The 24,269-nt window shown below is 46.4% G+C and carries 15 protein-coding genes and 2 tRNA genes; 13 read left to right on the top strand and 4 right to left on the bottom strand.

What is annotated here, in order from left to right:
• Positions 1–20: 20 nt before the first annotated feature.
• Complete coding sequence (gene serB / locus CP950_RS04645) at positions 21–911, bottom strand: phosphoserine phosphatase SerB (RefSeq protein WP_096672823.1); 891 nt, start codon at positions 909–911, stop codon at positions 21–23.
• A 15-nt stretch (positions 912–926) separates the two neighbouring features.
• The gene (gene mfd / locus CP950_RS04640) at positions 927–4,493 is read right to left on the bottom strand and encodes a transcription-repair coupling factor (RefSeq protein WP_096672821.1); all 3,567 of its coding nucleotides are present in this window, start codon (positions 4,491–4,493) and stop codon (positions 927–929) included.
• 23 nt (positions 4,494–4,516) lie between these two features.
• Between mfd and ispD the strand changes: the two genes are divergently transcribed.
• The 10 genes from ispD (at position 4,517) to CP950_RS04590 (ending at position 15,175) form a co-directional block, all read left to right on the top strand.
• Positions 4,517–5,281 carry a 2-C-methyl-D-erythritol 4-phosphate cytidylyltransferase gene (gene ispD, locus CP950_RS04635; protein WP_096672819.1) on the top strand — a complete coding sequence of 255 codons (765 nt, stop codon included), beginning with the start codon at positions 4,517–4,519 and terminating at the stop codon, positions 5,279–5,281.
• On the top strand, positions 5,278–5,778 hold the full coding sequence (gene ispF / locus CP950_RS04630) for a 2-C-methyl-D-erythritol 2,4-cyclodiphosphate synthase (RefSeq protein ID WP_096672817.1): 501 nt from the start codon (positions 5,278–5,280) through the stop codon (positions 5,776–5,778). The genes ispD and ispF overlap by 4 nt, the downstream gene beginning before the upstream one ends.
• 79 nt (positions 5,779–5,857) lie before the next feature.
• A tRNA-Leu gene (locus tag CP950_RS04625) sits at positions 5,858–5,944 on the top strand.
• Between the two features lie 58 nt (positions 5,945–6,002).
• Positions 6,003–7,340 (top strand): trigger factor, encoded by a 1,338-nt coding sequence (gene tig / locus CP950_RS04620; RefSeq protein WP_096672815.1) that lies wholly within the window; start codon positions 6,003–6,005, stop codon positions 7,338–7,340.
• A gap of 37 nt (positions 7,341–7,377) precedes the next feature.
• Positions 7,378–8,007, top strand: coding sequence for an ATP-dependent Clp endopeptidase proteolytic subunit ClpP (gene clpP / locus CP950_RS04615; RefSeq protein ID WP_096672813.1), 630 nt, complete (start codon positions 7,378–7,380; stop codon positions 8,005–8,007).
• A 66-nt stretch (positions 8,008–8,073) separates the two neighbouring features.
• Positions 8,074–9,447 (top strand): ATP-dependent Clp protease ATP-binding subunit ClpX, encoded by a 1,374-nt coding sequence (gene clpX, locus CP950_RS04610; protein WP_096672811.1) that lies wholly within the window; start codon positions 8,074–8,076, stop codon positions 9,445–9,447.
• A 179-nt stretch (positions 9,448–9,626) separates the two neighbouring features.
• Positions 9,627–12,059: an endopeptidase La gene (gene lon, locus CP950_RS04605; RefSeq protein ID WP_096672808.1), complete on the top strand. Its 2,433-nt coding sequence runs from the start codon at positions 9,627–9,629 to the stop codon at positions 12,057–12,059.
• A gap of 107 nt (positions 12,060–12,166) precedes the next feature.
• A tRNA-Val gene (locus CP950_RS04600) sits at positions 12,167–12,242 on the top strand.
• Positions 12,243–12,478: 236 nt separating this feature from the next.
• Positions 12,479–13,576, top strand: coding sequence for a linear amide C-N hydrolase (locus CP950_RS04595; RefSeq protein WP_165766408.1), 1,098 nt, complete (start codon positions 12,479–12,481; stop codon positions 13,574–13,576).
• Positions 13,577–13,708: 132 nt separating this feature from the next.
• Entirely contained in the window at positions 13,709–15,175 is a 1,467-nt protein-coding gene (locus CP950_RS04590) for a peptidylprolyl isomerase (RefSeq protein WP_096672804.1), read from the top strand.
• A gap of 24 nt (positions 15,176–15,199) precedes the next feature.
• Here the strand turns inward: CP950_RS04590 and CP950_RS04585 are convergent, their stop codons facing one another.
• Entirely contained in the window at positions 15,200–15,886 is a 687-nt protein-coding gene (locus CP950_RS04585; RefSeq protein ID WP_096672802.1) for an arylesterase, read from the bottom strand.
• Here CP950_RS04585 and CP950_RS04580 point away from each other — a divergent pair.
• From CP950_RS04580 to CP950_RS04570, 3 genes are read left to right on the top strand one after another with little or no spacing between them, the layout of a single operon-like run.
• Positions 15,885–16,562 (top strand): ABC transporter ATP-binding protein, encoded by a 678-nt coding sequence (locus CP950_RS04580; RefSeq protein ID WP_096672800.1) that lies wholly within the window; start codon positions 15,885–15,887, stop codon positions 16,560–16,562. The two genes, CP950_RS04585 and CP950_RS04580, sit on opposite strands and share 2 nt — an antisense overlap.
• Before the next feature lie 21 nt (positions 16,563–16,583).
• Positions 16,584–20,618 carry a phosphoribosylformylglycinamidine synthase gene (gene purL / locus CP950_RS04575; RefSeq protein ID WP_096672798.1) on the top strand — a complete coding sequence of 1,345 codons (4,035 nt, stop codon included), beginning with the start codon at positions 16,584–16,586 and terminating at the stop codon, positions 20,616–20,618.
• A gap of 15 nt (positions 20,619–20,633) precedes the next feature.
• Complete coding sequence (locus tag CP950_RS04570; protein WP_207760210.1) at positions 20,634–21,389, top strand: spermine/spermidine synthase domain-containing protein; 756 nt, start codon at positions 20,634–20,636, stop codon at positions 21,387–21,389.
• Positions 21,390–21,453: 64 nt separating this feature from the next.
• Here CP950_RS04570 and CP950_RS04565 read toward each other — a convergent pair whose 3' ends face one another.
• Positions 21,454–24,039, bottom strand: coding sequence for a bifunctional aconitate hydratase 2/2-methylisocitrate dehydratase (locus CP950_RS04565; RefSeq protein ID WP_096672794.1), 2,586 nt, complete (start codon positions 24,037–24,039; stop codon positions 21,454–21,456).
• Between the last annotated feature and the right edge of the window lie 230 nt (positions 24,040–24,269).

Below are 24,269 nucleotides of genomic sequence, written 5' to 3'. Positions count from 1 at the left end.
TGACTGCGGAGTTTCACCCGCTAATGCATTAACAGTAGTGCTGCATCCAAGCCGACATGGTCAAAAACCGCGTCGGCTTTTTCTTTGACGATACTTTTCGCTTTATAAGCGACGCTAATGCCGGAACCATGCATCATTAATAAATCATTTGAGCCGTCACCCATCGTGATGGAATGTATCTTTTGGCACTGCATTCGCTGGCATGCATCTTGCAGATAATGCGCCTTAGCAGCACCATCAACAATTTCACCAAGAACCTTGCCCGTGAGCTTCCCATCGATAATTTCTAAGGTATTGGCTTGAGCCTGTTTAAAACGGAGGGTGTGTTTGAGTTTCTCCGTAAAGAATGTAAAGCCACCAGAAACCAGCAAAGTATGCAAACCACGCTCATTTGCTGTAGATAATAATTCAGTCGCCCCAGGGTTTAACTGCAGACGTTCTTGATAGACTGACTCTAAAACGGTTTCCGGAATCCCTGCTAGTAGAGCCACTCTTCTACGCAAGCTGTCTTTGAAGTCTTTGATTTCACCACGCATCGTTGCCTCAGTGATTTCAGCAACAGCCGCTTTCTTGCCTGCATACTGAGCAATCTCATCAATGCACTCGATGTTAATCAGCGTGGAATCCATATCCATACACAGCACACGAACCGCATGAGGTTGATAAGTGCTAGATAGAAAAGCCAAGTCAGCGTGATGTCCAGCCGCTATCTCGCGTAGGGCATGACGAGCTTCTGGTAGCGGTGCCGCAGGCATTGACCAGCGTGCTGAAAAATAACCCTGTTGCTGAACACTCTCCATCAAAGGCGTTAAGCTAAAACCCAAAGCTAAGCAATGCTGCTTTAAGGCCTTTTCTAGCTCAACAGTAATAGTTTGCGTTGAGAGGGCAACGAGGGTTAGTGGATTAGACATAGTGCAATATTAAATCTAGTCAGCACCGACCTTGGTCGACGTCAGTAAGGCAGACTCATTGAGACGGCGTAGTATTTGGCGAATGTGGTCGAGGCGCTGCGCTAATTTCTCGAAATCACCCGTCTTGGGTGGCAGAATCTTCAGCTTATCTTGACCATTGAGTTGGATATGCTTTGATGATTGAATCAACTGAATAATTTTCATTGGATCAATCGAGGGGTTAGGAATAAATTGAATTTGGATGCTGGTTGGCGTTGCGTCAATTTTCTTAATCCCATACCCGACCATTTCTAGTCGCAAGCGGTGTGTTTCATAAAATGATTTTGCTTGGTCTGGTAAGTCTCCAAAGCGATCGACTAACTCTTCTCGCAAACCCATTAAATCTGAAAAATCATCTGTTCCTGCAAAACGCTTATACAGTGAAAGTCGTTCATGCACGTCGGGACAATAATCATTTGGCAAAAGAGCGGGGACGCCTAGATTGACATCGGTAGTTACCTGCAGTGGTGCCAAGAGATCGGGCTCTTTACCGCTTCTTAGTGATTTAACTGCTCGGTTCAGCATTTCTGTGTAGAGTTGAAAGCCTATTTCATGAATCTCACCCGACTGCTTATCTCCGAGTACTTCTCCTGCGCCTCGAATTTCTAAATCATGCATTGCCAAATAGAACCCAGAGCCCAATTCTTCCATTGCTTGAATCGCATTTAAGCGAAGTTGGGCCTGTTTACTCAGGGCATCAGGATCGGGCACCAATAGATAAGCGTAGGCTTGATGGTGTGAGCGACCAACACGTCCCCGCAATTGATGTAATTGCGCTAGACCAAATTTATCGGCTCGGTGCATGATGATGGTGTTGGCTGTCGGGACATCAATACCGGTTTCAATAATGGTAGTACACAACAATATATTGGTTCGTTGGGTGACGAACTCACGCATTACAGATTCCAATTCACGCTCGTGCATTTGCCCGTGAGCCACGCTAATGCTGGCCTCAGGAATGAGCTCTTGCAGAGCGTGTTTGCGATTTTGAATGGTATCAACTTCATTGTGCAAGAAATACACTTGACCACCGCGCTTGATTTCACGTAATACCGCTTCCCGAATTACGCTATCACCTTCGCGTCGTACAAAGGTTTTAATCGCTAAGCGCTTCTGTGGAGCAGTTGCAATCACGGAAAACTCACGTAAACCTTCCATCGCCATACCAAGCGTTCTTGGAATAGGCGTGGCAGTGAGTGTCAAAATATCGACCTCGGCACGCAGCGCTTTCAGGGCATCTTTTTGCCGAACTCCAAAACGATGTTCTTCATCAACAATGACTAAACCCAAGTTAGCAAACTGGGTTTCTTTTGACAGTAATTTGTGAGTGCCAATAATGATGTCCGCATTTCCCTTGGCAATAGCCTCAAGGGCGGCATTAATTTCTTTAGTGGTTTTAAAGCGCGACAACTCCACAATCCGAACTGGCCAATCCGCAAAGCGATCTTTCCAAGTAGCGACATGCTGTTCGGCCAATAAAGTCGTAGGAGCTAAGATTGCTACTTGTTTGCCACCCATGACAGCAACAAAACTCGCACGCAAGGCCACTTCTGTTTTGCCGAAACCAACATCGCCACATACGAGGCGGTCCATCGGGGTGCCGCTGGTCATATCACCAATCACTGCAGCAATGGCGTTTGCTTGATCGGGGGTTTCTTCAAAGCCAAAGCTCTCTGCGAAAGCAGCATAGTCATGGGCAGAAAATTCAAAAGCGTGGCCCTTACGAATCGCACGTGCTGCGTAAAGACTTAATAACTCTGCAGCGGTATCGCGAATTTGTTGGGCTGCTTTGCGTTTTGCTTTATCCCACTGGCCCGATCCCAATTGATGTAAGGGGGCGGTATCGGGATCTGAACCGGCATATCGGGTAACCATTTGTAATTGCTGAACTGGAACATACAAAGTGGCATCGTTGGCGTAGACTAAATGCAGGAACTCTTCAAAAATAGGAGTTTCTTTTGCGGGTGCCAAATTGAGTAACGCTAAACCTTGGTAGCGACCAATACCATGATCTGAATGCACCACAGGGTCGCCGATTTTGAGCTCAGACAAATCCTTAAAGAGCATATCTGGATCTGCACTAACGGCCCCTTTCCCTTTGCGCCGTTGACGCGCTGTCGAGGTAAATAATTCTGCTTCAGTAATAACAACGAGATTTTCAGCGAGCCACGTAAAGCCATTGAAAAGCGGTGCAATTACAAGGCCAAATAAAGACCCGCTCTTAATAAAATCCGCTATTGTTTCGAAATCTTTAGGCTTTAATGGATAGAGCGGTTTGCTATTTCCTGCTTCCGCCAAATTACTTTCTTCAAATAGCTGGCGTATCGATTCCTTACGCCCAGCACTATCGCTGCAAAGCAGAACGCGGATTTTTTCTTTGCTGACTAAATCTCTCAAGCGATTGATGGGATCGTTATCGCGGCGATGAACTGCTATGTCAGGTACAGCAAGAAATGCTTGCGCATCAATACGCGCTTGGTTATCGGGTGGATTGCGTTCTAAAACCAATCTTGCATGGGGCTTGGCAATAGAAAAGAACTCATCTACATTCAGAAATAATTCTTGGGGAGGTAGTATGGGACGGTCAAGATCATGCTTTAAAAACTCATAACGAGTCAGCGTATCTTTCCAAAAATGTTTAATCGCCACATCCATGTCACCAATGCTGACAACCCACACAGGGTCACCTGAGCGTGGGAAGTAATCAAAGACGTTGGAGGTTTCTTCGAAAAAGAGGGGCAGGTAAGACTCAATACCTGCGCTCGGAATTCCTAGGTTGACATCTTTATAGACGGGGCAACGGGTGGGGTCGCCTTCAAATACCTCGCGCCACCGCCCTCGAAAGGCGGTACGTGAGGCATCGTCAAAAGGAAATTCGTGACCCGGTAAAAGCCGCACCTCTTTCACTGGGTACAGACTGCGTTGTGTGTCAGGATCAAAAGCTCTAATTTGCTCGATTTCATCGCCAAACAGATCGAGGCGATAGGGTAAGTTAGAGCCCATCGGAAACAAATCAATCAAGCCACCACGAATGCTGTACTCACCAGGCCGCATGACCGCGCTCACTGGGTCATAGCCCCCCTGTTGAAGCTGCAACTTGAGGGCCGCTTCATTGAGCTTATCGCCTTGTCTAAAAAAGAAAGTATGCCCAGATAAAAATAAGGGTGGGCCAAGCTTTTGTAGGGCGGTTGTGATGGGCACCAGCACCACGTCACAGCTACCGTTGAGTAATTCATAAAGTGTGGCTAAGCGCTCAGATACTAGGTCTTGGTGCGGAGAAAAGTGGTCATAGGGAAGAATTTCCCAGTCCGGCAGTAAGCGTACTTTTAAATTGGGGGCAAATGCTGGAACCTCCTCAAGTAGGCGCGCGGCGTCCTGCGCTAAAGCACAAAACACCACTATCACTGAAAAAGTATTCCGATAACGTAAAGCGGATTGTGCAATCAGGGCGGCATCTGCAGAGCCAATCAGCCCTGAAAAGGTAAAGCGCTGCCCAGCCCGAGGTGCGGGAATAGGGGGTTCATGAGTTAAAACATCTGACATCTGCACTCATTATAGAATCAGGTATGTCCAAGTCACCGTTCCATGAACCCCAATGTCACGCACTGTTACCGACCGCAGGTTCTGGATCGCGCTTTGGTGGGAGCATTCCCAAGCAATTTCAATTGCTAGGCGGCAAGCCTATGTTGGCTTATTCATTAGAGGCTTTTAATCAAACCCCTGAAATTTGCACAACTTGGGTTGGAGTTAGCCCATCACTCATGGACAGCCCTTTACTGGCTGAGCTCAGCGCTCAGTATTTGGGTGTGCAGTTTCAGGCCAGCGGCGGACCTACAAGGCAGGAAACGGTTTGCAATACTTTGCGCTTGATGCTTGAATCAGGCATTCCGGAAACGGATTGGGTGCTAGTGCATGATGCAGCGCGCCCGGGAATCACTCCAAGACTTATTGAAAAGTTGGTCGCGGCAGTAAAGGCGGCTAGTGAGGGAGGCTTACTTGCCATACCCGTAGCCGATACCTTAAAACGCACTTCGCCAAATTCTGCAGTTGCTGGTAATTTGGTGCGAGTAGAAACAACAGTCTCTCGTGCCCAACTTTGGCAAGCCCAAACCCCTCAAATGTTTGGGCTCAAGGTACTGTACGAGGCTTTGGAGCAGGGTATTCTTGCTGGAGCTGATATTACGGACGAGGCTAGTGCCATGGAACTTCAGGGTTACAAGCCACTATTAATAGAGGGTGCAATCCAAAACTTGAAGGTAACGCATCCCGCCGATTGGGATTTAATGCAATCACTTTTACTTTCTCAGTACAAATCAGACGGCAGCTCATGAGTACAAATTTGACTTTTCCATCGATCCGCATCGGCCAAGGCTATGATGTACATGCTTTGGTGGCCGATCGCAAACTCATTTTGGGAGGCGTTCATATTCCTTACGCAAAGGGACTGTTGGGGCATTCTGATGCAGATGCGTTGCTCCATGCATTAACCGACTCACTCTTGGGCGCTGCTGGGCTTAATGATATTGGTCAGTTATTTCCCGATACAGACCCTCAATTTAAGGATATGGACAGTCGCATCTTGCTGAAAGCTGCCCTAGAGAAGGTGCAGGCAGCCGGTTTCCAGATAGGCAATATAGATGCCACCATTATTTGCCAAAGCCCAAAACTTGCGTCCTTCTTACCTGAGATGATTAAAAATATTTCTGCAGATTTGGTCATCGATGCCAGTCAAGTTAACCTAAAAGCCAAAACCAATGAATCTCTTGGGCATTTAGGCAGGGGTGAGGGCATCGCTGTCCATGCGGTAGCTTTGCTCTACAGGGTCTAAATATCTGACATAAGCGCCAAGCATTGTAGAATGTTGGTCTTTAGAGTGAAGTTTAAGCTTAGTAGTGTTTGCGGAAATCGCGAGGATGGCGAAATTGGTAGACGCACCAGGTTTAGGTCCTGACGCCAGAAATGGTGTGGGGGTTCGAGTCCCCCTCCTCGCACCACAAGGTTACTCCTTGGCTTGGACTTCACATATCCCTGTTTTTCATAAAAGAGATGACGATGGCTGTGCAGATAGAAAATTTAGGTCAGTTAGACCGCAAAGTAACTTTAGAGTTCGCTCGTGCTGATTTAGCTATAGCTAGGGATGAGCGCCTAGCAAAACTAGGTAAGACCATGAAAGTTGCTGGCTTTCGTCCAGGCAAAGTGCCTAAGAACATGATTGAAAAGCAGTACGGCATGCAAGTGGATTTTGAATTGCAGTTCGATAAAGCTTCTGAGTTGTTCTATGACATCGCACAAAAAGAATCTATCAAGCTTGCTGGGCAACCACGTTTAGATCCTAAGAGTGAGCTAGATGCTGAAAAAATTATCTTTGATGCATTCTTTGAAGTCTTGCCTGAAGTCAAAATAGGTGACTTTAGTCAAGCTGAGATTACGCAATATACGACGGCAATCTCTGATGCAGAAATCGATCGCGCCATAGACGTGCTGCGCAAGCAGCAAGTTCACTATCACCCGCGCGGTGAAGACGGAGCTCATGGCGACGGCGGCTCAAGCCTTGCAGCGCAAACTGGCGACCAAGTCATTATTGACTTTGTTGGCAAAATTGATGGTGTGGAGTTTGCAGGCGGCAAAGCAGAAAACTTTGAATATATTCTTGGCGAAGGACGCATGCTTCCAGAATTTGAAGCGGCTGCCTTGGGCCTAAAAGCTGGTGAGAGCAAGACATTTCCGTTGACATTTCCAGCGGACTATAACGGTAAAGAAGTTGCTGGCAAAACTGCCGACTTCACCATTACGGTTAAATCCGTAAACTGGGCTCACTTACCTGCCATTGATGACGCATTTGCATTGTCCCTAGGTGTTACCGAAGGCGGCATTGCTAAGATGCGCGAGGAAGTAAAAGAAAATCTTGAGCGCGAAACAAAACGACGGACAACATCCCTAGTAAAAGCTCAGGTAATGGAAAAGCTCAATACCTTGTGTGAGCTCGATACTCCAAAATCTTTAGTGGCTTCAGAGCAAGAGCGCTTGGTTGAGTCAGCACGTAACGACTTAATGCAACGCGGTATTCCAAACGCAAAAGACGCTCCCATTCCTGCTGAAATGTTTGCTGAACAAGCGTTAAAGCGCGTTCGCTTGGGTCTCATTTTGAGTGATTTGGTAAAGCTGCAGAATTTATCCGCTACCGCAGATCAAATCAAAGCGGAAATCGATGAGCAAGCAGCTACATACGAAGATCCAAAAGAAGTGGTACGCTGGTTCTACAGCAATCCAAGCCGCTTAAAAGATATCGAGAATGTGGTTTTGGAAGATAACGTGATTAAACACTTTATGTCCTTGGCCAAAGTAGTCGATAAAGCGGTTAGTTTTGAAGAGCTCAGCAAACTTAATTAATTATTGTTTAGTAGCAATTAAATAAAGGTCCGACCAGATGAATCAGAATCACAGCCAGTATGAAAATCTAGAGCCTAAGGGTTTAGGTTTGGTACCCATGGTGATTGAAACTTCTGGTCGAGGTGAGCGCGCCTATGATATTTACTCCCGTTTATTAAGAGAGCGCGTGGTATTTTTGGTCGGCGAAGTGAATGACCAAACTGCCAACCTTGTGATTGCTCAACTTCTTTTTCTGGAAAGCGAAAATCCTGACAAAGAGATTTCACTCTATATCAACTCACCTGGCGGTTCGGTATCTGCTGGTTTGGCGATTTACGACACGATGCAATTTATCAAGCCACACGTCAGCACGTTGTGCATGGGTATGGCAGCGAGCATGGGTGCCTTCCTTTTATGCGCTGGCGAGAAGGGTAAGCGCTATGCGCTGCCAAACTCCCGCGTGATGATTCACCAGCCATTGGGTGGCGCTCGTGGCCAAGCTTCTGACATTGAGATTCAGGCACGTGAAATTCTCTATCTACGTGAGCGTCTAAATAAAATCTTGGCAGATCGCACTGGTCAAACCATCGAAACCATCGCCAAAGATACCGATCGCGACAATTTCATGTCCGCTGAACAAGCGCAGGAATATGGCTTGATCGATAAAGTGATTGATAAGCGTCCTTGATTGTTAGCGCTTAGTTCTTAGTTCTTTAAGCTCTTTAGTTTTCATTCTTTTTTTTAGGTCACCATTTTGAGCGATATCTCTACAAGCAATAGTTCGGATAAAGTTCTGTACTGCTCCTTTTGCGGCAAAAGTCAGCATGAAGTTAAAAAACTGATTGCTGGTCCCTCCGTTTTCATTTGTGATGAGTGTATTGATCTTTGCACCGACATCATTGAGGAAGAGGTTGCCAAACTTCCTAAGGAAGAGGGTGATCATTCCCTGCCAACGCCGCATGAAATTCGTGAGAATCTGGATCAGTACGTCATCGGTCAAGAGCAAGCTAAGAAAACTTTGGCAGTAGCGGTTTATAACCATTACAAGCGCTTGCAGTATTTGCCTAAAGCAAAAAAAGAGAAGCTTGATAAGGATGGTAAGCCTCTTGAGGCTGCTGATAAAAACGCAGATAAGTCCAAATCTAAAGTACCAGCTAAGGCCATGGTTGACGGGGTTGAGTTAGCTAAGAGCAATATTTTATTGATTGGTCCTACAGGCTCCGGCAAAACCTTGCTTGCTCAAACTTTGGCCCGCATGCTTGAGGTGCCGTTTGTGATGGCTGATGCCACGACCTTAACCGAAGCTGGTTATGTCGGTGAAGACGTTGAAAATATCATTCAAAAATTGTTACAAGCTTGTGATTACAACGTAGAAAAAGCCCAACGTGGCATTGTTTATATCGATGAGATCGATAAAATTTCTCGCAAGTCGGACAACCCCTCCATTACGCGCGACGTCTCTGGTGAAGGCGTACAGCAAGCCCTCCTCAAATTGGTCGAGGGCACGATGGCCTCAGTTCCACCGCAAGGGGGGCGTAAGCACCCAAATCAAGATTTCTTGCAGGTTGATACCACCAACATTCTATTTATCTGCGGAGGCGCGTTTGATGGCCTCGAGAAGGTGATTCAGCAACGTACGGCCAAAACCGGTATTGGCTTCAATGCGACCGTACCTGGCAAGGATGATCGTGGAGTAAGCGATCTGTTAGTCGAAGTTGAGCCAGAAGATTTAATCAAGTTTGGCTTAATTCCAGAATTGATTGGGCGTCTCCCAGTTGTAGCTACCTTGCTTCAGCTAGACGAAACTGCCTTAATTCAGATTTTGACTGAGCCAAAAAATGCCTTAGTTAAGCAATATCAGGCACTTTTAACCATGGAAGGCGCTGAATTAGAAGTTCGCCAAGCTGCTTTATCTGCTATTGCCAAGAAAGCGATTGCTCGTAAGACAGGGGCACGAGGCTTGCGTTCAATTCTTGAAGGCTCCTTGATGGATATCATGTACGACCTGCCTTCCTTGCAGAACGTGCAAAAAGTAGTTATTGATGAAAACACCATCCAAGTGGGCGGTAAACCAATTTTGGTCTACAAGCAGGATGAAAAAGTAAAAGAAAAGACAAAAAAGGCGTAATTTTTAAGGTTTTTGCCCTTATTTAAGTCATTTTTAAGCGTTTTTACCCATTTTCACTCTTGTTTTTAACAGTCCGATACCCATATAGGTAGTATCCTATTCTTAAATAATGTCCGTATATAGTATTTAGGACGTTTTAAGAGTTTATGAAGGATTGACTACTTTGGAGGAATTGCTTTATGCCTGGCCACTTATTATTACCCTCTGAGCCAATTCAGTTGCCTTTGCTGCCGCTACGCGACGTTGTGGTGTTCCCCCATATGGTGATCCCTTTGTTTGTGGGACGCCCAAAATCCATCAAAGCGCTCGAAGCTGCGATGGAGACTGGCAAAAATGTCTTGCTCGTAGCCCAAAAAACAGCCGCCAAGGATGAGCCGTCAGTAGAGGATCTCTACGAAGTGGGTTGTATTGCCAATATTCTGCAAATGTTGAAGTTGCCTGATGGCACCGTCAAGGTTTTAGTTGAAGGCGTGCAGCGTGCAGAAGTAAGTCAAATTGAAGATAGCCTGGGTTACTTCAGTTGTGACGCTACACCAACTGCGATGTCTGCGCTAGATGCACATGAAACCGAGGCCTTACGCCGTGCGATCATGGCGCAATTTGATCAGTACGTAAAACTCAACAAGAAGGTGCCTCAAGAGATTCTTTCCTCTTTAGGAGGTATTGACGATCCTAGTCGTTTAGCTGATACGATCTGCGCGCATTTACCCGTCAAATTAGAGCAAAAACAGCGACTGTTAGAAATGACTGATGTTGTGCAGCGTCTTGAAAGTCTTTTAGCTGACCTTGAGAGCGAGATTGATATTTTGCAGGTCGAGAAGCGGATTCGTGGACGCGTGAAACGCCAAATGGAAAAGAGTCAGCGCGAATACTATTTAAACGAACAAGTAAAAGCAATTCAAAAAGAATTAGGTGAAGGCGAAGAGGGCGCAGATCTTGAGGAGCTCGAGAAACGCATTAAAGCTGCCCGGATGCCAAAAGAGGCTTTGAAAAAAGCAGAGTCAGAACTGAAAAAGCTCAAGCTGATGTCGCCTATGTCCGCTGAGGCTACGGTGATTCGCAACTTTATTGACACCTTAGTAAATCTTCCTTGGAAGAAAAAAAGCAAGATTAACAACGATCTCTCCAATGCTGAAAAGGTACTGGATGAAGATCATTACGGTCTTGATAAGGTTAAAGAACGCATCTTGGAATACCTCGCGGTGCAGCAGCGCGTGGATCAAGTCAAGGCACCAATCTTGTGTTTAGTAGGCCCTCCTGGAGTAGGTAAGACTTCCCTTGGGCAGTCTATCGCTAGGGCCACCAATAGAAAGTTTGTGCGTATGGCTTTGGGTGGTGTGCGCGATGAGTCTGAGATTAGAGGTCACCGCCGTACTTATATTGGTTCTATGCCCGGTAAAATTCTGACGAGCTTAACTAAAGTTGGAGTCCGCAACCCTTTATTCCTATTGGATGAGGTGGACAAGATGGGCATGGATTTCCGTGGTGATCCAGCTAGTGCTTTATTGGAGGTTTTGGATCCAGAGCAAAACCACACTTTCCAAGATCACTATGTTGAAGTCGACTTTGATCTGTCTGACGTCATGTTTGTTGCTACAGCAAATTCTTTGAACATTCCTGGTCCCTTATTGGATCGCCTCGAGATTATTCGTTTGGCGGGATATACGGAAGATGAGAAGACCAGTATTGCCATGAACTATTTGATTCCTAAACAGATCAAAAATAATGGTCTGAAAAAAGATGAATTGAAGATTGAAGAATCAGCAGTGCACAGCATGATCCGTTATTACACCCGCGAAGCTGGAGTACGCTCCCTAGAGCGTGAGATCAGCAAAATTTGCCGCAAGATTGTGAAGCTGCTCTTGCTCAAGAAAGAAGCCGCGCCAATTATCGTCAATGCGGATAATCTTGAGAAATTCTTATCAGTGAAGATGTATGACTTTGGTTTAGCGGCAAAAGAGAATCAAGTTGGTCAGGTGACCGGACTTGCTTGGACTGAGGTTGGTGGAGACTTATTGACCATCGAAGCAGCAGTAATGCCAGGCAAAGGTTTAATCACCCGCACTGGCTCTATCGGTGATGTCATGAAAGAATCTGTTGAAGCAGCGCGAACAGTAGTGCGGTCCCGCGCTAGGCGTTTGGGGATTTCGGATGAAGCGTTCGAGAAGAAGGATATTCATATTCACTTCCCTGATGGCGCCACTCCAAAAGACGGCCCATCGGCTGGTATTGCCATTACCACTGCGTTAGTCTCCGTTCTGAGCGGTATCCCGATACGCTCGGACGTTGCCATGACAGGCGAGATTACCTTGCGGGGAGAGGTTCTGCCAATCGGTGGTTTGAAAGAAAAGCTTTTGGCTGCACATCGGGGTGGCATTAAATTAGCCTTAATACCGGAAGAGAACGTCAAAGACTTAATTGATATTCCTGACAATGTTAAGAATGCTATTGAGATCGTTCCGGTTCGCTGGATAGACAATGTGCTTGAGCTGGCTCTGGAGCATAAACCAGTCGCCTTAGCCGACCCCACTCCTGAGGAATTGGCAAAAAAAGCTGCTGAGGCGAGTAAGGTTGGTGAAAATGCTGCTACTGGAGAAGTGCTTAAGCATTAAGGATTGAATGGTTCCAAGTCGAATGCGCCTTTCTCAAAAAGGCACATTTGACGAAGAATCTTTCACAAGCCTGCAGTCTAGGATACAATAGCGTCTGCATTAAATTGGGGCGCTTAGCTCAGATGGTAGAGCGTCTGCCTTACACGCAGAATGTCGGCGGTTCGATCCCGTCAGCGCCCACCACCCCAATACTCTTCATTGTTTGGCTCTAAGCTTTGCATTGAAATCAAGAAACCACCCACGGGTGGTTTTTTCTTGTGCAATTAGGCTTCTAATCAGCTAAGTGGTAGGATCTTTTTAAGTTGCAGTGCGGATTAATACCTTCTAGTTGTCATAAATTTAATCTACATTGAAATGGCTTATTTAATGAAGTTGGATAGTCATCAGTCTATTAATTGGAGAAAAAATTGAAACAAAAAATGATTAAAAAAGTACTCGCCGCATCCCTCTCTTTCGCCTTCTTGACGGCTCCTGTTGCCAGCCAAGCTTGCACCAGTTTTTTATTGAAAGGCAATGATGGTGGTTTTGTTTACGGCCGTACGATGGAATTCGGTTTACCGCTCAATTCAAAATTGGCGGTGATTCCCCGCAACTACCAAGCTCTAGGGATCGGTACCGATAGCAAGCCAGGAAGTGGCTTGAACTGGACAACAAAATACGCTGTTGTCGGTATGAATGCGCTTGGTTTGCCAGTATTTGTTGATGGAATGAATGAAAAGGGCTTAGTCGGCGGATTGCTTAATGCCCCAAATACGGCTGACTACCAGAAAGTGGCCCCTGCAGACTCCTCAAATAGCATTGCCTCAGTACAAATGTTGACTTATGCATTAACTAACTTCGCGACGATTGAGGAAGTTAAGGCGGGCTTTCAAAAGATTAAAGTGAATCGCTCGATTATTCCCGCATATCACAATCAGTCTGCCCCCGTGCGGATGACTCTTCATGATGCAAAAGGTAAGAGCCTAGTGATCGAGTACTTGAATGGGGAGCTAGTGGCGACTGATAATCCAACCACCGTTGAGACTAATGACCCCGCTTTTTCCAATCAACTCAATAATATCGGCAACTATGCCAATCTAAGCCCTGTTGAGAAACCTGCTCTAGTGATCAATGGCGTTTCTTATGTTCCTCCAAGTTCTGGCAGCGGTTTGCACGGCCTGCCTGGTGATTATTTGAGCCCTAGTCGTTTCATACGTGCCTTATTCCTTTCCAAGTCTGCGCCAACCAATTTAAGCTCAGACCAGCAAACTAATACTGCATGGCACATTTTGGGAAGCTTTGATATTCCACCAGGTGCAATCTCTTTGCCAGCAACCAATGCTTATGGTGGTGGTGCAGGGGGCGTTGAAATTACCGAATGGAGCATTGTTGCCGATAATAAAAATATGATGTACTACGTCAAAATGTTTGCCAATACCAACGTTCAGGCATTTGACTTCAAAAAAGTTGATGTGAATGCCAAAGAGATTAAGGTCTATGATTTGGATCGGCCACAGACCTATATTCAGATTAATTAATTTCTACTTAGATTAAGTTGTCTTAGATAACCTGCTTCGGCAGGTTATTTTTTGAGCTGGTGCTTTTTGGCTTATTGGCAGGGATTGGCTAGTACACTACTGGTATTAACTTCATTTAGTGGCGATTAACACATGTTTGATACCGTTCGTAAGCATCAAAAGATACTGCAAATTGTTCTTCTGCTATTTATTGTTCCTTCTTTTGTGCTGTTTGGGATTTCAAGTTATTCCGGCTTTTTTGATCAAGAAACCGACCTAGTCAAAGTAAACGGCAAGCCCATCACTGCGCAAGAGGTAGATGCTGGTGCTAAGCGTCAGGCAGCCCGTGTTGGCGGCAATCTGCAAATCGCTCTGAGCGTGCCGTTTCGTCAAGCAATTTTGAATGAGCTCTTGCAGCAGCGAATCCTGGGTTTTGCAGTAACTGATTTAAGACTGCAAGTGGGTAAACAAGAATTAATTAGCAGCCTGCAAAGAATTCCTCAGATTCGGGCCTTATATCGTGCCGATGGAAGTTTTGACGATGCCGGCTTTAAGCAACTGCTTGCTAGCAACGGCATGAATGAGGAGCAGTTTTACGCAGGTCAAGCTTTCGATCTGAAGATTCAACAGCTGGTTAATTCGGTGGCTAGAACTGGTCTCGCTACACCTAAATTAGCAGATACGATTTCTGCTCTCTATGAGACTGAGCGTCAAGTTCAGGCTTTACAAATTAACGCAAGGGACTATCTCTCCAAAGTTAAACCAAGCCAAGAGGACTTGCAGGCTTTTTATACAGCCAATACCAAGCTCTTTGAAAGCCCAGAATATATCGATGTTGAATATCTTATCCTGAAGGCCGATCCTAAAGAGGACGCCAAGGTATTTAGCGAGAAAGCGGATCAGTTTGCCAATACCACTTACGATCAAGCGGACAGCTTGAAACCTGCTGCAGACAAATTGAAGTTGAGTATTCAGTCCCAAAAAAATGTCACGCGCGCAGGCGCCTCCAATCTCTCTAAAGATCATCCATTAGCTAATCCAAAAGTAGTGCAGGCATTATTCGGTGAAGAGTCGTTGAAAAACAAGCGCAATATAGAGGCGATTCAGATTTCCCCAGGTGTCTTTGTATCAGCCCGTGTGATTGATTTCCATCCTGCCCAAGCACTGCCGTTCAAAACAGTTTCCGCTGAAATTTTGCGGCAAGTGAGCTTGAAAGATGCTGAAAAATTAGCCATTGCAGCTGCAGCGAATAAATATTCCGAGCTAGAAAAGGACCCCAAAAACGTGACGGGATTTACTGGCCCAACTTGGATCTCTCGCAATAAACCAGGTAATTTGATTGGACCTTCCTTTGCGGATGTGATGACTGCCAAGACCGATTCCTTGCCCGCTTTTGTTTCAGTTACCAATCCAGGGGTGGGGGTTACCATTTACCGTATAGACCAAGTTCGCCAACCAGAGACCAGTGATACAAAGGTACGTCAAGCTCAAGCTCAGCAACTGCAGTCCCTTGCTGCTCAAGCAGAATTTGCTGGCTTTATGGGGTATTGGCGTAATGAAGCTAACGTAAAGGTCATTAATCCGCTAAAACCGATTAACTCAGGATCTTCAGGCAGTTAAATCTACGCTCCTTTTTAATCCTACTTACTTTTGCTTTTCTGTAAGGAGGGGATAGTATGGCTTCATTGCCGCCCAAACATTTTGAAAGAGCTGGTTTTGCGCTTTCTCATTGGGATGAAGGCGATCCGCCTGAAAGAGCTCTGGTTTGCTTGCAACACCGTCAAGAAAAAAGGGTAGGAGTGCAATTTTTTCTTCTCTAGCAAGTGTTGGATAAAGTCGAAAAAATGCTTCGGTATATTGCTGGCCGTAATTTGGTGGAATTCTCATGCCAAATAACAGTACCTGGGCACCACTTTTTTTACTGAGCGCAATCATCTTGCGTAAGTTATTTTTAGTCTCTGTTAGTGATAAACCTCTAAGGGCATCATTTGCACCGAGCTCTAACAGCACAATTCCCGGTTTTTTCTGGGACAAAATTTGTGGGAGGCGCGTCAGGCCACCGGCGCTGGTCTCGCCACTAATGCTAGCGTTAAATACCTGCCAAACGCTTTTCTCCTTTTGAAGCTTTCCTTGCAGGAGATTTACCCACCCTGAATTACGCTCAAGACCATACTCTGCCGAAAGGCTATCCCCAAAGACCAAAATCACTGGATTTGTTTGGGCGAAGGATGGAATGCTAATAAACAGGCAAAATGTACTGATCAGCAGTCTTTTTGAAAACCACAGCTTGTTGAGTGGCGCCCCTGAAAATACAAAGTCTAAATTCCACATGAGTCTATCTCCAGCTATTGATGCGAGCCATCTAGGCAAAACTGCCCAAATTAATGATGGCAACCTCACCATTTTGCATGACATCAGCTTTCAGATTGCTAGGGGAGAGAGCGTTGCTATCGTGGGTAGCTCCGGATCCGGTAAAAGTACTTTACTTAGCCTATTGGCGGGTTTGGATATACCTAGCAGTGGACAGATCATGTTGTTGGGCAAAAACCTCACTGAATTGGATGAAGATGGTCGAGCCCGCTTACGTGGTGAGCATATTGGGTTTGTGTTTCAAGCCTTTCAACTATTGCCCCACCTAAATGCCCTAGAAAATGTCATGCTCCCCTTGGAGATCAATGGCATAGGCGAAAATATAGCCAGGCAAGAGGCTGAACATTGGCTCATAAAAGTAGGGCTTGAGTCACGTATGGGGCATTTTCCAAAAACACTCTCTGGTGGCGAGCAGCAAAGGGTTGCCTTAGCCCGCGCCTTTATTAATAAGCCGGCAATCCTATTTGCCGATGAACCCACGGGCAGCTTGGATGAAGCTAGCGGCAGCCGCATCATTGATCTTCTTTTCGAATTAAATCAAGTAAATGCCTCAACACTCGTTCTAGTCACGCATGACTCCGCCCTGGCGGCACGGTGTGAACGCCAGTTACATATTCAAGGCGGGCGATTGGTGTGATCAAAACCTTATAATCTAGGGATGTCATTATTTAGTTGCTTGCCCGGGGCAGATGCCCTTTCAGCCTTTCGCCAACAGCGGCTTTTAGCCCTGCTGATTGCACAAGGAATCGAATTGGAGTCTATTGAGGCTCATTATCTCCATTTTATTTGGTCCAATACCAATCCTCATTCCTCGGCCACTCAGACTCTCTCTAGTTTATTGACCTACGGCCAGCCTTTTATTACAAAGTTGAAGTCTGGCAATGGCCTGTTTGGTAGCGATAGTAAAAAAGGCTCGGCGATCATCATTCCTCGCTTTGGCACAGTTTCGCCATGGGCTAGCAAAGCGACTGAAATCGCGCGGCAATGCAGCTTAGATGTCTTGCGTATTGAAAGGGGTGTGCAATATCAATGGCACAGCAAGAAGCCCTTAGACGACGGTCAAAAGCAGTTAGTCTTAGCAGCGTTACATGATCGTATGACTGAAGCAGTCATCTCTACTGAGGTCGATGCAGAGGCTCTGTATCAAAATCTCCCTGATCGCCCCTTAACCCGCATCCCCTTATTAACCGAGGGAAGGGCGGCTCTGGATGAAGCAAATCAATTGCTTGGCCTGGCCTTATCTGATGATGAAGTGGCTTATCTTGCCGAGAATTTCTTGCGCTTAGAGCGTAATCCTAGTGATGTTGAGCTCATCATGTTTGCGCAAGCCAATAGTGAGCATTGCCGTCATAAGATTTTCAATTCGACTTGGACAATCGATGGAGATGATCAGGAAAAATCTTTATTTGCAATGATTCGCAATACCCATTTATTGCGACCCGAGGGCACGATCATTGCTTACTCTGATAACTCGGCCGTGATGGTAGGTTGCGAGTCTGAGACCTGGATTCCTCAAGGTGGTGGGCATCATTATCAAAAAAAGACTCGCCTTGTCCACACTTTAATGAAGGTAGAAACTCACAACCACCCCACTGCGATTGCGCCATTTCCCGGCGCTGCTACGGGGGCTGGGGGAGAGATTCGAGATGAAGGCGCCACCGGTATCGGTGGCAATCCCAAAGCGGGTCTAACCGGCTTTTCAGTGTCAAACTTGAACATCCCTGGGACTGAATTGCCTTGGGAAACTGAACGGTACGGTAAGCCTGAGCGAATCGCGACACCATTGCAAATCATGCTTGATGGCCCTCTGGGTGGGGCTGCGTTTAACAATGAATTTGGTCGTCCTATTTTAGGTGGCTACTTTAGAGTTTTTGAGCAAACTCTTGAAGGTGTGCGCCGTGGCTATCACAAGCCCATCATGATTGCTGGTGGGATTGGCAGCATTGATGCAATTCACACTGCTAAGAAACCGATTGAGCCAGGGCACCTCTTCATTCAGCTGGGTGGTCCTGGTATGCGGATTGGTATGGGCGGCGCTACAGGGAGTTCGGTTGCTACTGGTACGAATACGGCCGATTTAGATTTTGATTCAGTGCAGCGTGGCAATCCAGAAATGGAGCGCCGCGCACAAGAAGTGATTAATGCGTGTTGTGCATTGGGCGTAGATAACCCGATTGTTTCTATTCATGATGTTGGTGCTGGTGGATTATCCAACGCCTTCCCGGAATTAGCGGATGGAGCCGGTCTAGGCGCCCAATTTGAACTGCGTAATATCGCCTTGGAAGAGAGTGGTATGAGCCCAGCGGAGATTTGGTGCAATGAATCTCAAGAACGTTATGTGCTTGCGATTGCTGCTAGTAATTTAGATTTACTGAAATCATTTTGCGAACGTGAGCGCTGTCCAATTGCGGTGGTTGGACACGCAACGACTGAGCGTCAGTTGCAATTGAGTGATGAGCGACAAGTGGCGAGCTCTGACTCCCATTTGCCTATCGATATGCCTATGGAGGTACTGCTAGGTAAACCTCCACGGATGCACCGCGACGTGCAACGGGTAGTGCAGCATTTTGAAGAATTAGATGTTACCAATGCTGACTTAGCTCAATGTATTGCTTGGGTGCTTCAGCAACCCACAGTAGCAAGCAAATCTTTTTTAATTACGATCGGCGACCGTACCGTTGGCGGCTTAAATGCCCGCGACCAAATGGTCGGCCCATGGCAAGTTCCTGTTGCCGATTGCGCCGTTACGATGATGGACTTTTCGGCTTATCGTGGCGAAGCCATGTCGATGGGTGAGCGCACTCCACTTGCGGTCATGAATGCTCCTGCGGCTGCGCGTATGGCAGTAGGTGAGGCTATTACCAACTTATTGGCCGCAGACATTCATCGTTTGGATGAGGTAAAGCTATCGGCAAACTGGATGGCTGCTTGCGGTTCACCCGGTGAAGATGCGAAGTTATATGAATCTGTTTATGCCATCGGTATGGAGCTCTGTCCCGCCTTAGGCATTTCAATACCTGTTGGCAAAGATTCACTGTCGATGGCAACTTCTTGGCAGGATCAAGATCAAGCGAAGAAAGTGGTTTCTCCAGTATCTTTAATTATCTCTGCGTTTGCAGCCGTTCAAGATGCACGTAAGACATTAACGCCACTATTAACGCTAGCCGATTCTGCGGGTAATGCCCTTGATACTGAACTAGTTTTAATTGATTTAGGTCGCGGTAAAAATCGCATGGCCGGTAGCATTTTGGCTCAAGTATTAAACCAATCTGGCAAAGATACACCAGACTTGGATTATCCAGAGGATCTTAAATCTCTGGCGGCTGCAATCATTCAGCTTCGCAAAGAAGATAAATTGCTGGCCTATCATGATCGATCTGATGGTGGCTTATTTGCTTGTATCGCTGAGATGGCCTTTGCTTCCCACTGTGGCATTTCCATCAACGTTGACATGATTGCCGTAAAAGTAGATCAAGAGCCTGAATGGGGTGACGCAAAGAATTGGGCGCAACAAGTTGCTGGCCTGCGACACGAATTAACATTACGTGCGCTATTTAATGAAGAGCTTGGTGCTGTTATTCAAATACGCAGGGCGGATCGGGATGCGGTTTTTGCTGTCCTGCGCGACTTGGCTTTAAGTGCGCATAGTCATGTGATTGCCAAACCCAATACCAACGGAAAAATTGAAGTCTGGTGTGATGCTAAAAATATCTTTGCTGAACCCCGCGAAGTCCTTCAGAAGCTATGGACAAATACGAGTTATCAAATTGCGCGCTTACGCGACAATCCAGATTGTGCCGATAGTGAGTTTGCCTTACTGGATCACATTGCCGATTCAGGCATCTCTCCAAAGCTCACATTCGATATTGCAGAGGATATTGCGGCACCTTTCCTAAACCAAAATGCCCGTCCAAAAGTTGCCATCCTGCGAGAGCAGGGGGTTAATTCTCATGTAGAAATGGCGTACGCCATGGACTGGGCTGGCTTTGATAGTTACGATGTTCACATGTCAGATTTGATCTCCGGCAAAGCGAAGCTAGTTGACTTCCGTGGCCTCATTAGTTGTGGCGGCTTTAGCTACGGTGATGTCTTGGGGGCGGGTGAAGGTTGGGCAAAAACCATTCTCTTCAATATGCAGTTACGAGACCAATTTGAAGCCTTCTTTCAGCGCCAAGATAGTTTTGCTTTAGGGGTTTGTAACGGCTGTCAAATGATGAGTAATCTTTCTGGAATGATTCCTGGCGCTCAAGATTGGCCTAAGTTCACTCGCAATCAATCTGAGCAATATGAAGCGCGTTTAGTAATGGCCGAAATCACGCCATCACCATCGATTTTCACGAAAGGGATGGCTGGTAGCATCTTGCCCATTGCGATCGCTCACGGCGAGGGTTTTGCTAACTTCAGTCAACAAGGGAATTTCGACCGCTTGCAAAATGAATCGTTGTCAGTGATGCGTTTCGTTGACTCCCAAGGTAGGCCCACTGAGATGTACCCACTAAATCCTAATGGTTCAGCAGGTGGCTTAACTGGCGTTACCACTCCTGATGGTCGCTTCACCGTCATGATGCCGCATCCTGAGCGGGTATTTCGTGCTGTACAAATGAGTTGGTGTCCGCCTGAGTGGCTTAAAACCCCTGATGGGGCTAGCCCGTGGATGCGCCTGTTCCGCAATGCCCGCCGCTGGGCGGAGTAGAGGCATAGCATGTTGATGGAACCAGTCACCTTTTCTGAGAGTGGTGGAGTACGCTACCTGCATTTTGGTACTGAACTGATTCAGGGGGCGATGCGCCTGAGAGATCCTGATGAAATCTATCTAGAGTACAACCAGCAAATGATGGCATGGCTACTTTTTTTAGAGACCAAGCCAGGGATGAAGCTAGCGCAGTTAGGTCTTGGAACGGGTGCCTTGACTAAGTTCACGCACCGCCATTGCCCGGCTGTGAAAACAACCGTAATTGAGTTAAATCCAGCCGTCATTGTTTCTGCTAGAAGCATGTTCTATACCCCTGAGGATGACCGCCGCTTAAATACTTTGCAGGTAGATGCCAAAAAATTTGTAGAAGATTCGCAATATCAACACTATTTTGATGCCGTACAGGTGGATCTTTATGACGCGATTTGTGATGGTCCTTCTGCTAGCTCCTTAGATTTCTATCGAGGTTGCCACAATATTCTGAAGGACACAGGGGTGTTGACAGTGAATTTATTTTCGCGTCATAAAAGCTTTAATCTCAATCTTCAAAATATTTGTGATGCCTTTGAAAATCGCGTTTTATTGTTCCCTGAATCGCATGATTGCAATGTGGTCGCAATTGTTTTTAAAGGACCGCCATTGAATGTGGAATGGAAAGATATTTCTAGGCGGGCTAAGTTGATCATGGATAAAACGGGGCTGCCTACCCAGACTTGGGCTTCTGGCTTGAATCGAGAGAATGCACGCCAAGAGACAAGCTTGTCTATTTAATCCTTACGGTGCATATAAAAAAGGCGATCATAAGATCGCCTTTTTTACTGCTTCTGCTAATGCTTTACACGGTGACCGTATCCGCAACATCGCTAAATGATTTGATTTTGTCAAAGTTCATGTAACGATAAATTTCACCCGCTTTGGCGTTCAGAGAATTCACTTGTTCAAAGTATTCAGCTGGCGTAGGTAGGCGACCTAAAAGGGCGGCTACTGCAGCCAACTCAGCCGAGGCTAAGTAAACCCGAGTATCAATACCTAAGCGGTTAGGGAAGTTTCTAGTAGAAGTAGAAACTGCAGTCGACCCTTTTCGAATTTGCGCTTGATTTCCCATGCAAAGTGAGCAGCCCGGCGTTTCCATACGCGCACCTGTGCGGCCCAAAATACCGTAATAACCTTCTTCGGTCAAAATCATTTGGTCCATCTTGGTTGGGGGCGCAATCCATAAACGCGTAGGCATATCCGTTTTACCTTCTAGCACCTTGCTGGCCGCACGGAAATGACCAATATTGGTCATGCAAGAACCGATGAAGACTTCATCAATTTTCTCACCAGATACTTCGGATAAGAATTTGACATCATCTGGATCATTTGGGCAAGCCAGAATAGGCTCTTTAATGTCGCTCATATTGATCTCGATAACTTCAGCGTAATCGGCATCAGCATCTGCCTTTAACAATTCTGGTTTCGCAATCCATGCTTCCATCGCTTTGATACGACGTCCAAGTGTCCGCTTATCTTCATAGCCATTAGCGATCATCCACTTCATCAAAGTGATGTTGGAGCGCATGTACTCAATAATGGGCTCTTTGTTTAATTGAATAGCGCAGCCGCCAGCAGAGCGCTCTGCAGAGGCATCAGACAATTCAAAGGCTTGCTCAATTTTTAGATCAGGTAAACCTTCGATTTCTAATATACGGCCTGAAAATACATTTTTCTTGCCTTGCTTCTCAACTGTCAATAAGCCCTTCTTAATTGCATACAAAGGAATGGCATTCACTAAGTCACGTAAGGTAATGCCCGGTTGCATCTTGCCTGTAAAGCGAATCAAAACTGATTCAGGCATATCCAAGGGAATAACACCGGTAGCAGCAGCAAAAGCGACTAAGCCAGAGCCAGCTGGGAAAGAAATACCGATCGGGAAGCGGGTGTGGCTATCACCACCTGTGCCGCAAGTATCTGGCAAGAGTAGGCGGTTGAGCCAGCTATGAATAATGCCGTCGCCAGGACGTAGCGCAACACCGCCGCGGTTTGTCATAAATGCAGGCAATTCGTGATGGGTGCGAATATCAACAGGCTTTGGATAGGCCGAGGTATGGCAGAAAGACTGCATCACTAAATCAGAAGAAAAACCTAAACAGGCTAAGTCTTTAAGCTCATCTCGCGTCATTGGTCCGGTTGTATCTTGTGAGCCAACCGTAGTCATATGTGGCTCGCAATAGGTGCCTGGACGCACGCCTTGACCTTCAGGTAAGCCACAAGCGCGGCCAACCATTTTTTGCGCCAAACTAAATCCTTTTTTGGTATCAGGTGGGCTAATAGGCAATTGGAATACCGTTGAGGCAGGAAGACCGAGCGCTGCACGGGCTTTTGCTGTAAGGCCGCGACCCACGATCAAGGGGATACGACCGCCGGCACGTACTTCGTCCAAAATAACGGGGGATTTGAGGGTGAATTCAGTAATTTCTTTACCATCCTTCAGGGCCTTACCCTCGTAAGGACGAAGTTCGATCACGTCACCCATATTCATATTGGATACATCAAGCTCAATCGGTAAAGCACCAGCATCTTCCATGGTGTTAAAAAAGATTGGGGCAATTTTTGTGCCCAAGCAGACGCCCCCAAAACGTTTGTTGGGAATGAAGGGGATGTCTTTACCTGTCCACCACAACACTGAATTGGTGGCCGATTTACGTGAAGATCCAGTGCCGACAACATCGCCAACATAAGCGATTTGGTTGCCTTTCTTTTGCAATTCAGCAATCTGTTTCATCGGGCCGCGCACTCCAGCCTCATCGGGCTCGATACCTGCTCGGGGGTTTTTCAACATGACTGTGGCGTGCAGGGGAATATCAGGGCGGCTCCAGGCATCAGGCGCAGGGGATAAGTCGTCAGTATTGGTTTCGCCTGTGACCTTAAATACTGTCAGCTTGAGGCTTTCTGGAACAGCTGGACGGCTCGTAAACCATTCGGCGTCAGCCCAGCTTTGCAAGACTTCTTTAGCTAGTACGTTACCTTTTTCGGCCATCTCCTGAACATCGTGGAAATAGTCGAACATCAACAAGGTTTTTTTGAGTTCGGCTGCTGCAGTAGGGCCGCATTCAGAATCTGCCAAAAGTTCAACCAAGGGCTTGATGTTGTAGCCGCCCAGCATCGTACCGAGTAATTCAGTGGCTTTTACGCGAGAAACTAAGGGCGATTTTTCGGTGCCCTTGGCAACCGCATCCAAAAACTCCGCCTTAATCTTGGCCGCCTCATCTACTCCGGCGGGCACGCGATCCGTAAGAAGCTCGACTAATTGAGCTTCAGTACCCTTAGGTGGATTTTTCAATAATTCAATTAATTCAGTGGTTTGATCCTTGGTCAGGGGGAGAGCAGGGATACCGAGAGCGGCGCGCTCAGCAACATGGGCGTTGTAGGCATCTAACATCATGTTTCCTATGGGATAAAGGTTATCAACAGAAGGCGATAGCAAGACTAGTGATCCTGCTTGTGTCTATTGTAATTGTTTGAAATGCCAGTAGTTCTATTTACTATCGCTAACAGGGCGTTTTTGCTTAAAAAAGGGGCAATGAAGTAAGTTTTCCATCTTCTGTCTGCATAACCTTTTAATAGGATCTGCTGAGCGAGAACATTAAAAAAGACAGTTGTTTTTTTCTA

The organism is Polynucleobacter meluiroseus (genome assembly GCF_900205755.1).
In the GTDB taxonomy this organism is placed as follows: Bacteria; Pseudomonadota; Gammaproteobacteria; order Burkholderiales; family Burkholderiaceae; genus Polynucleobacter; species Polynucleobacter meluiroseus.
This window is presented reverse-complemented; position numbering and strand designations above follow the sequence as displayed.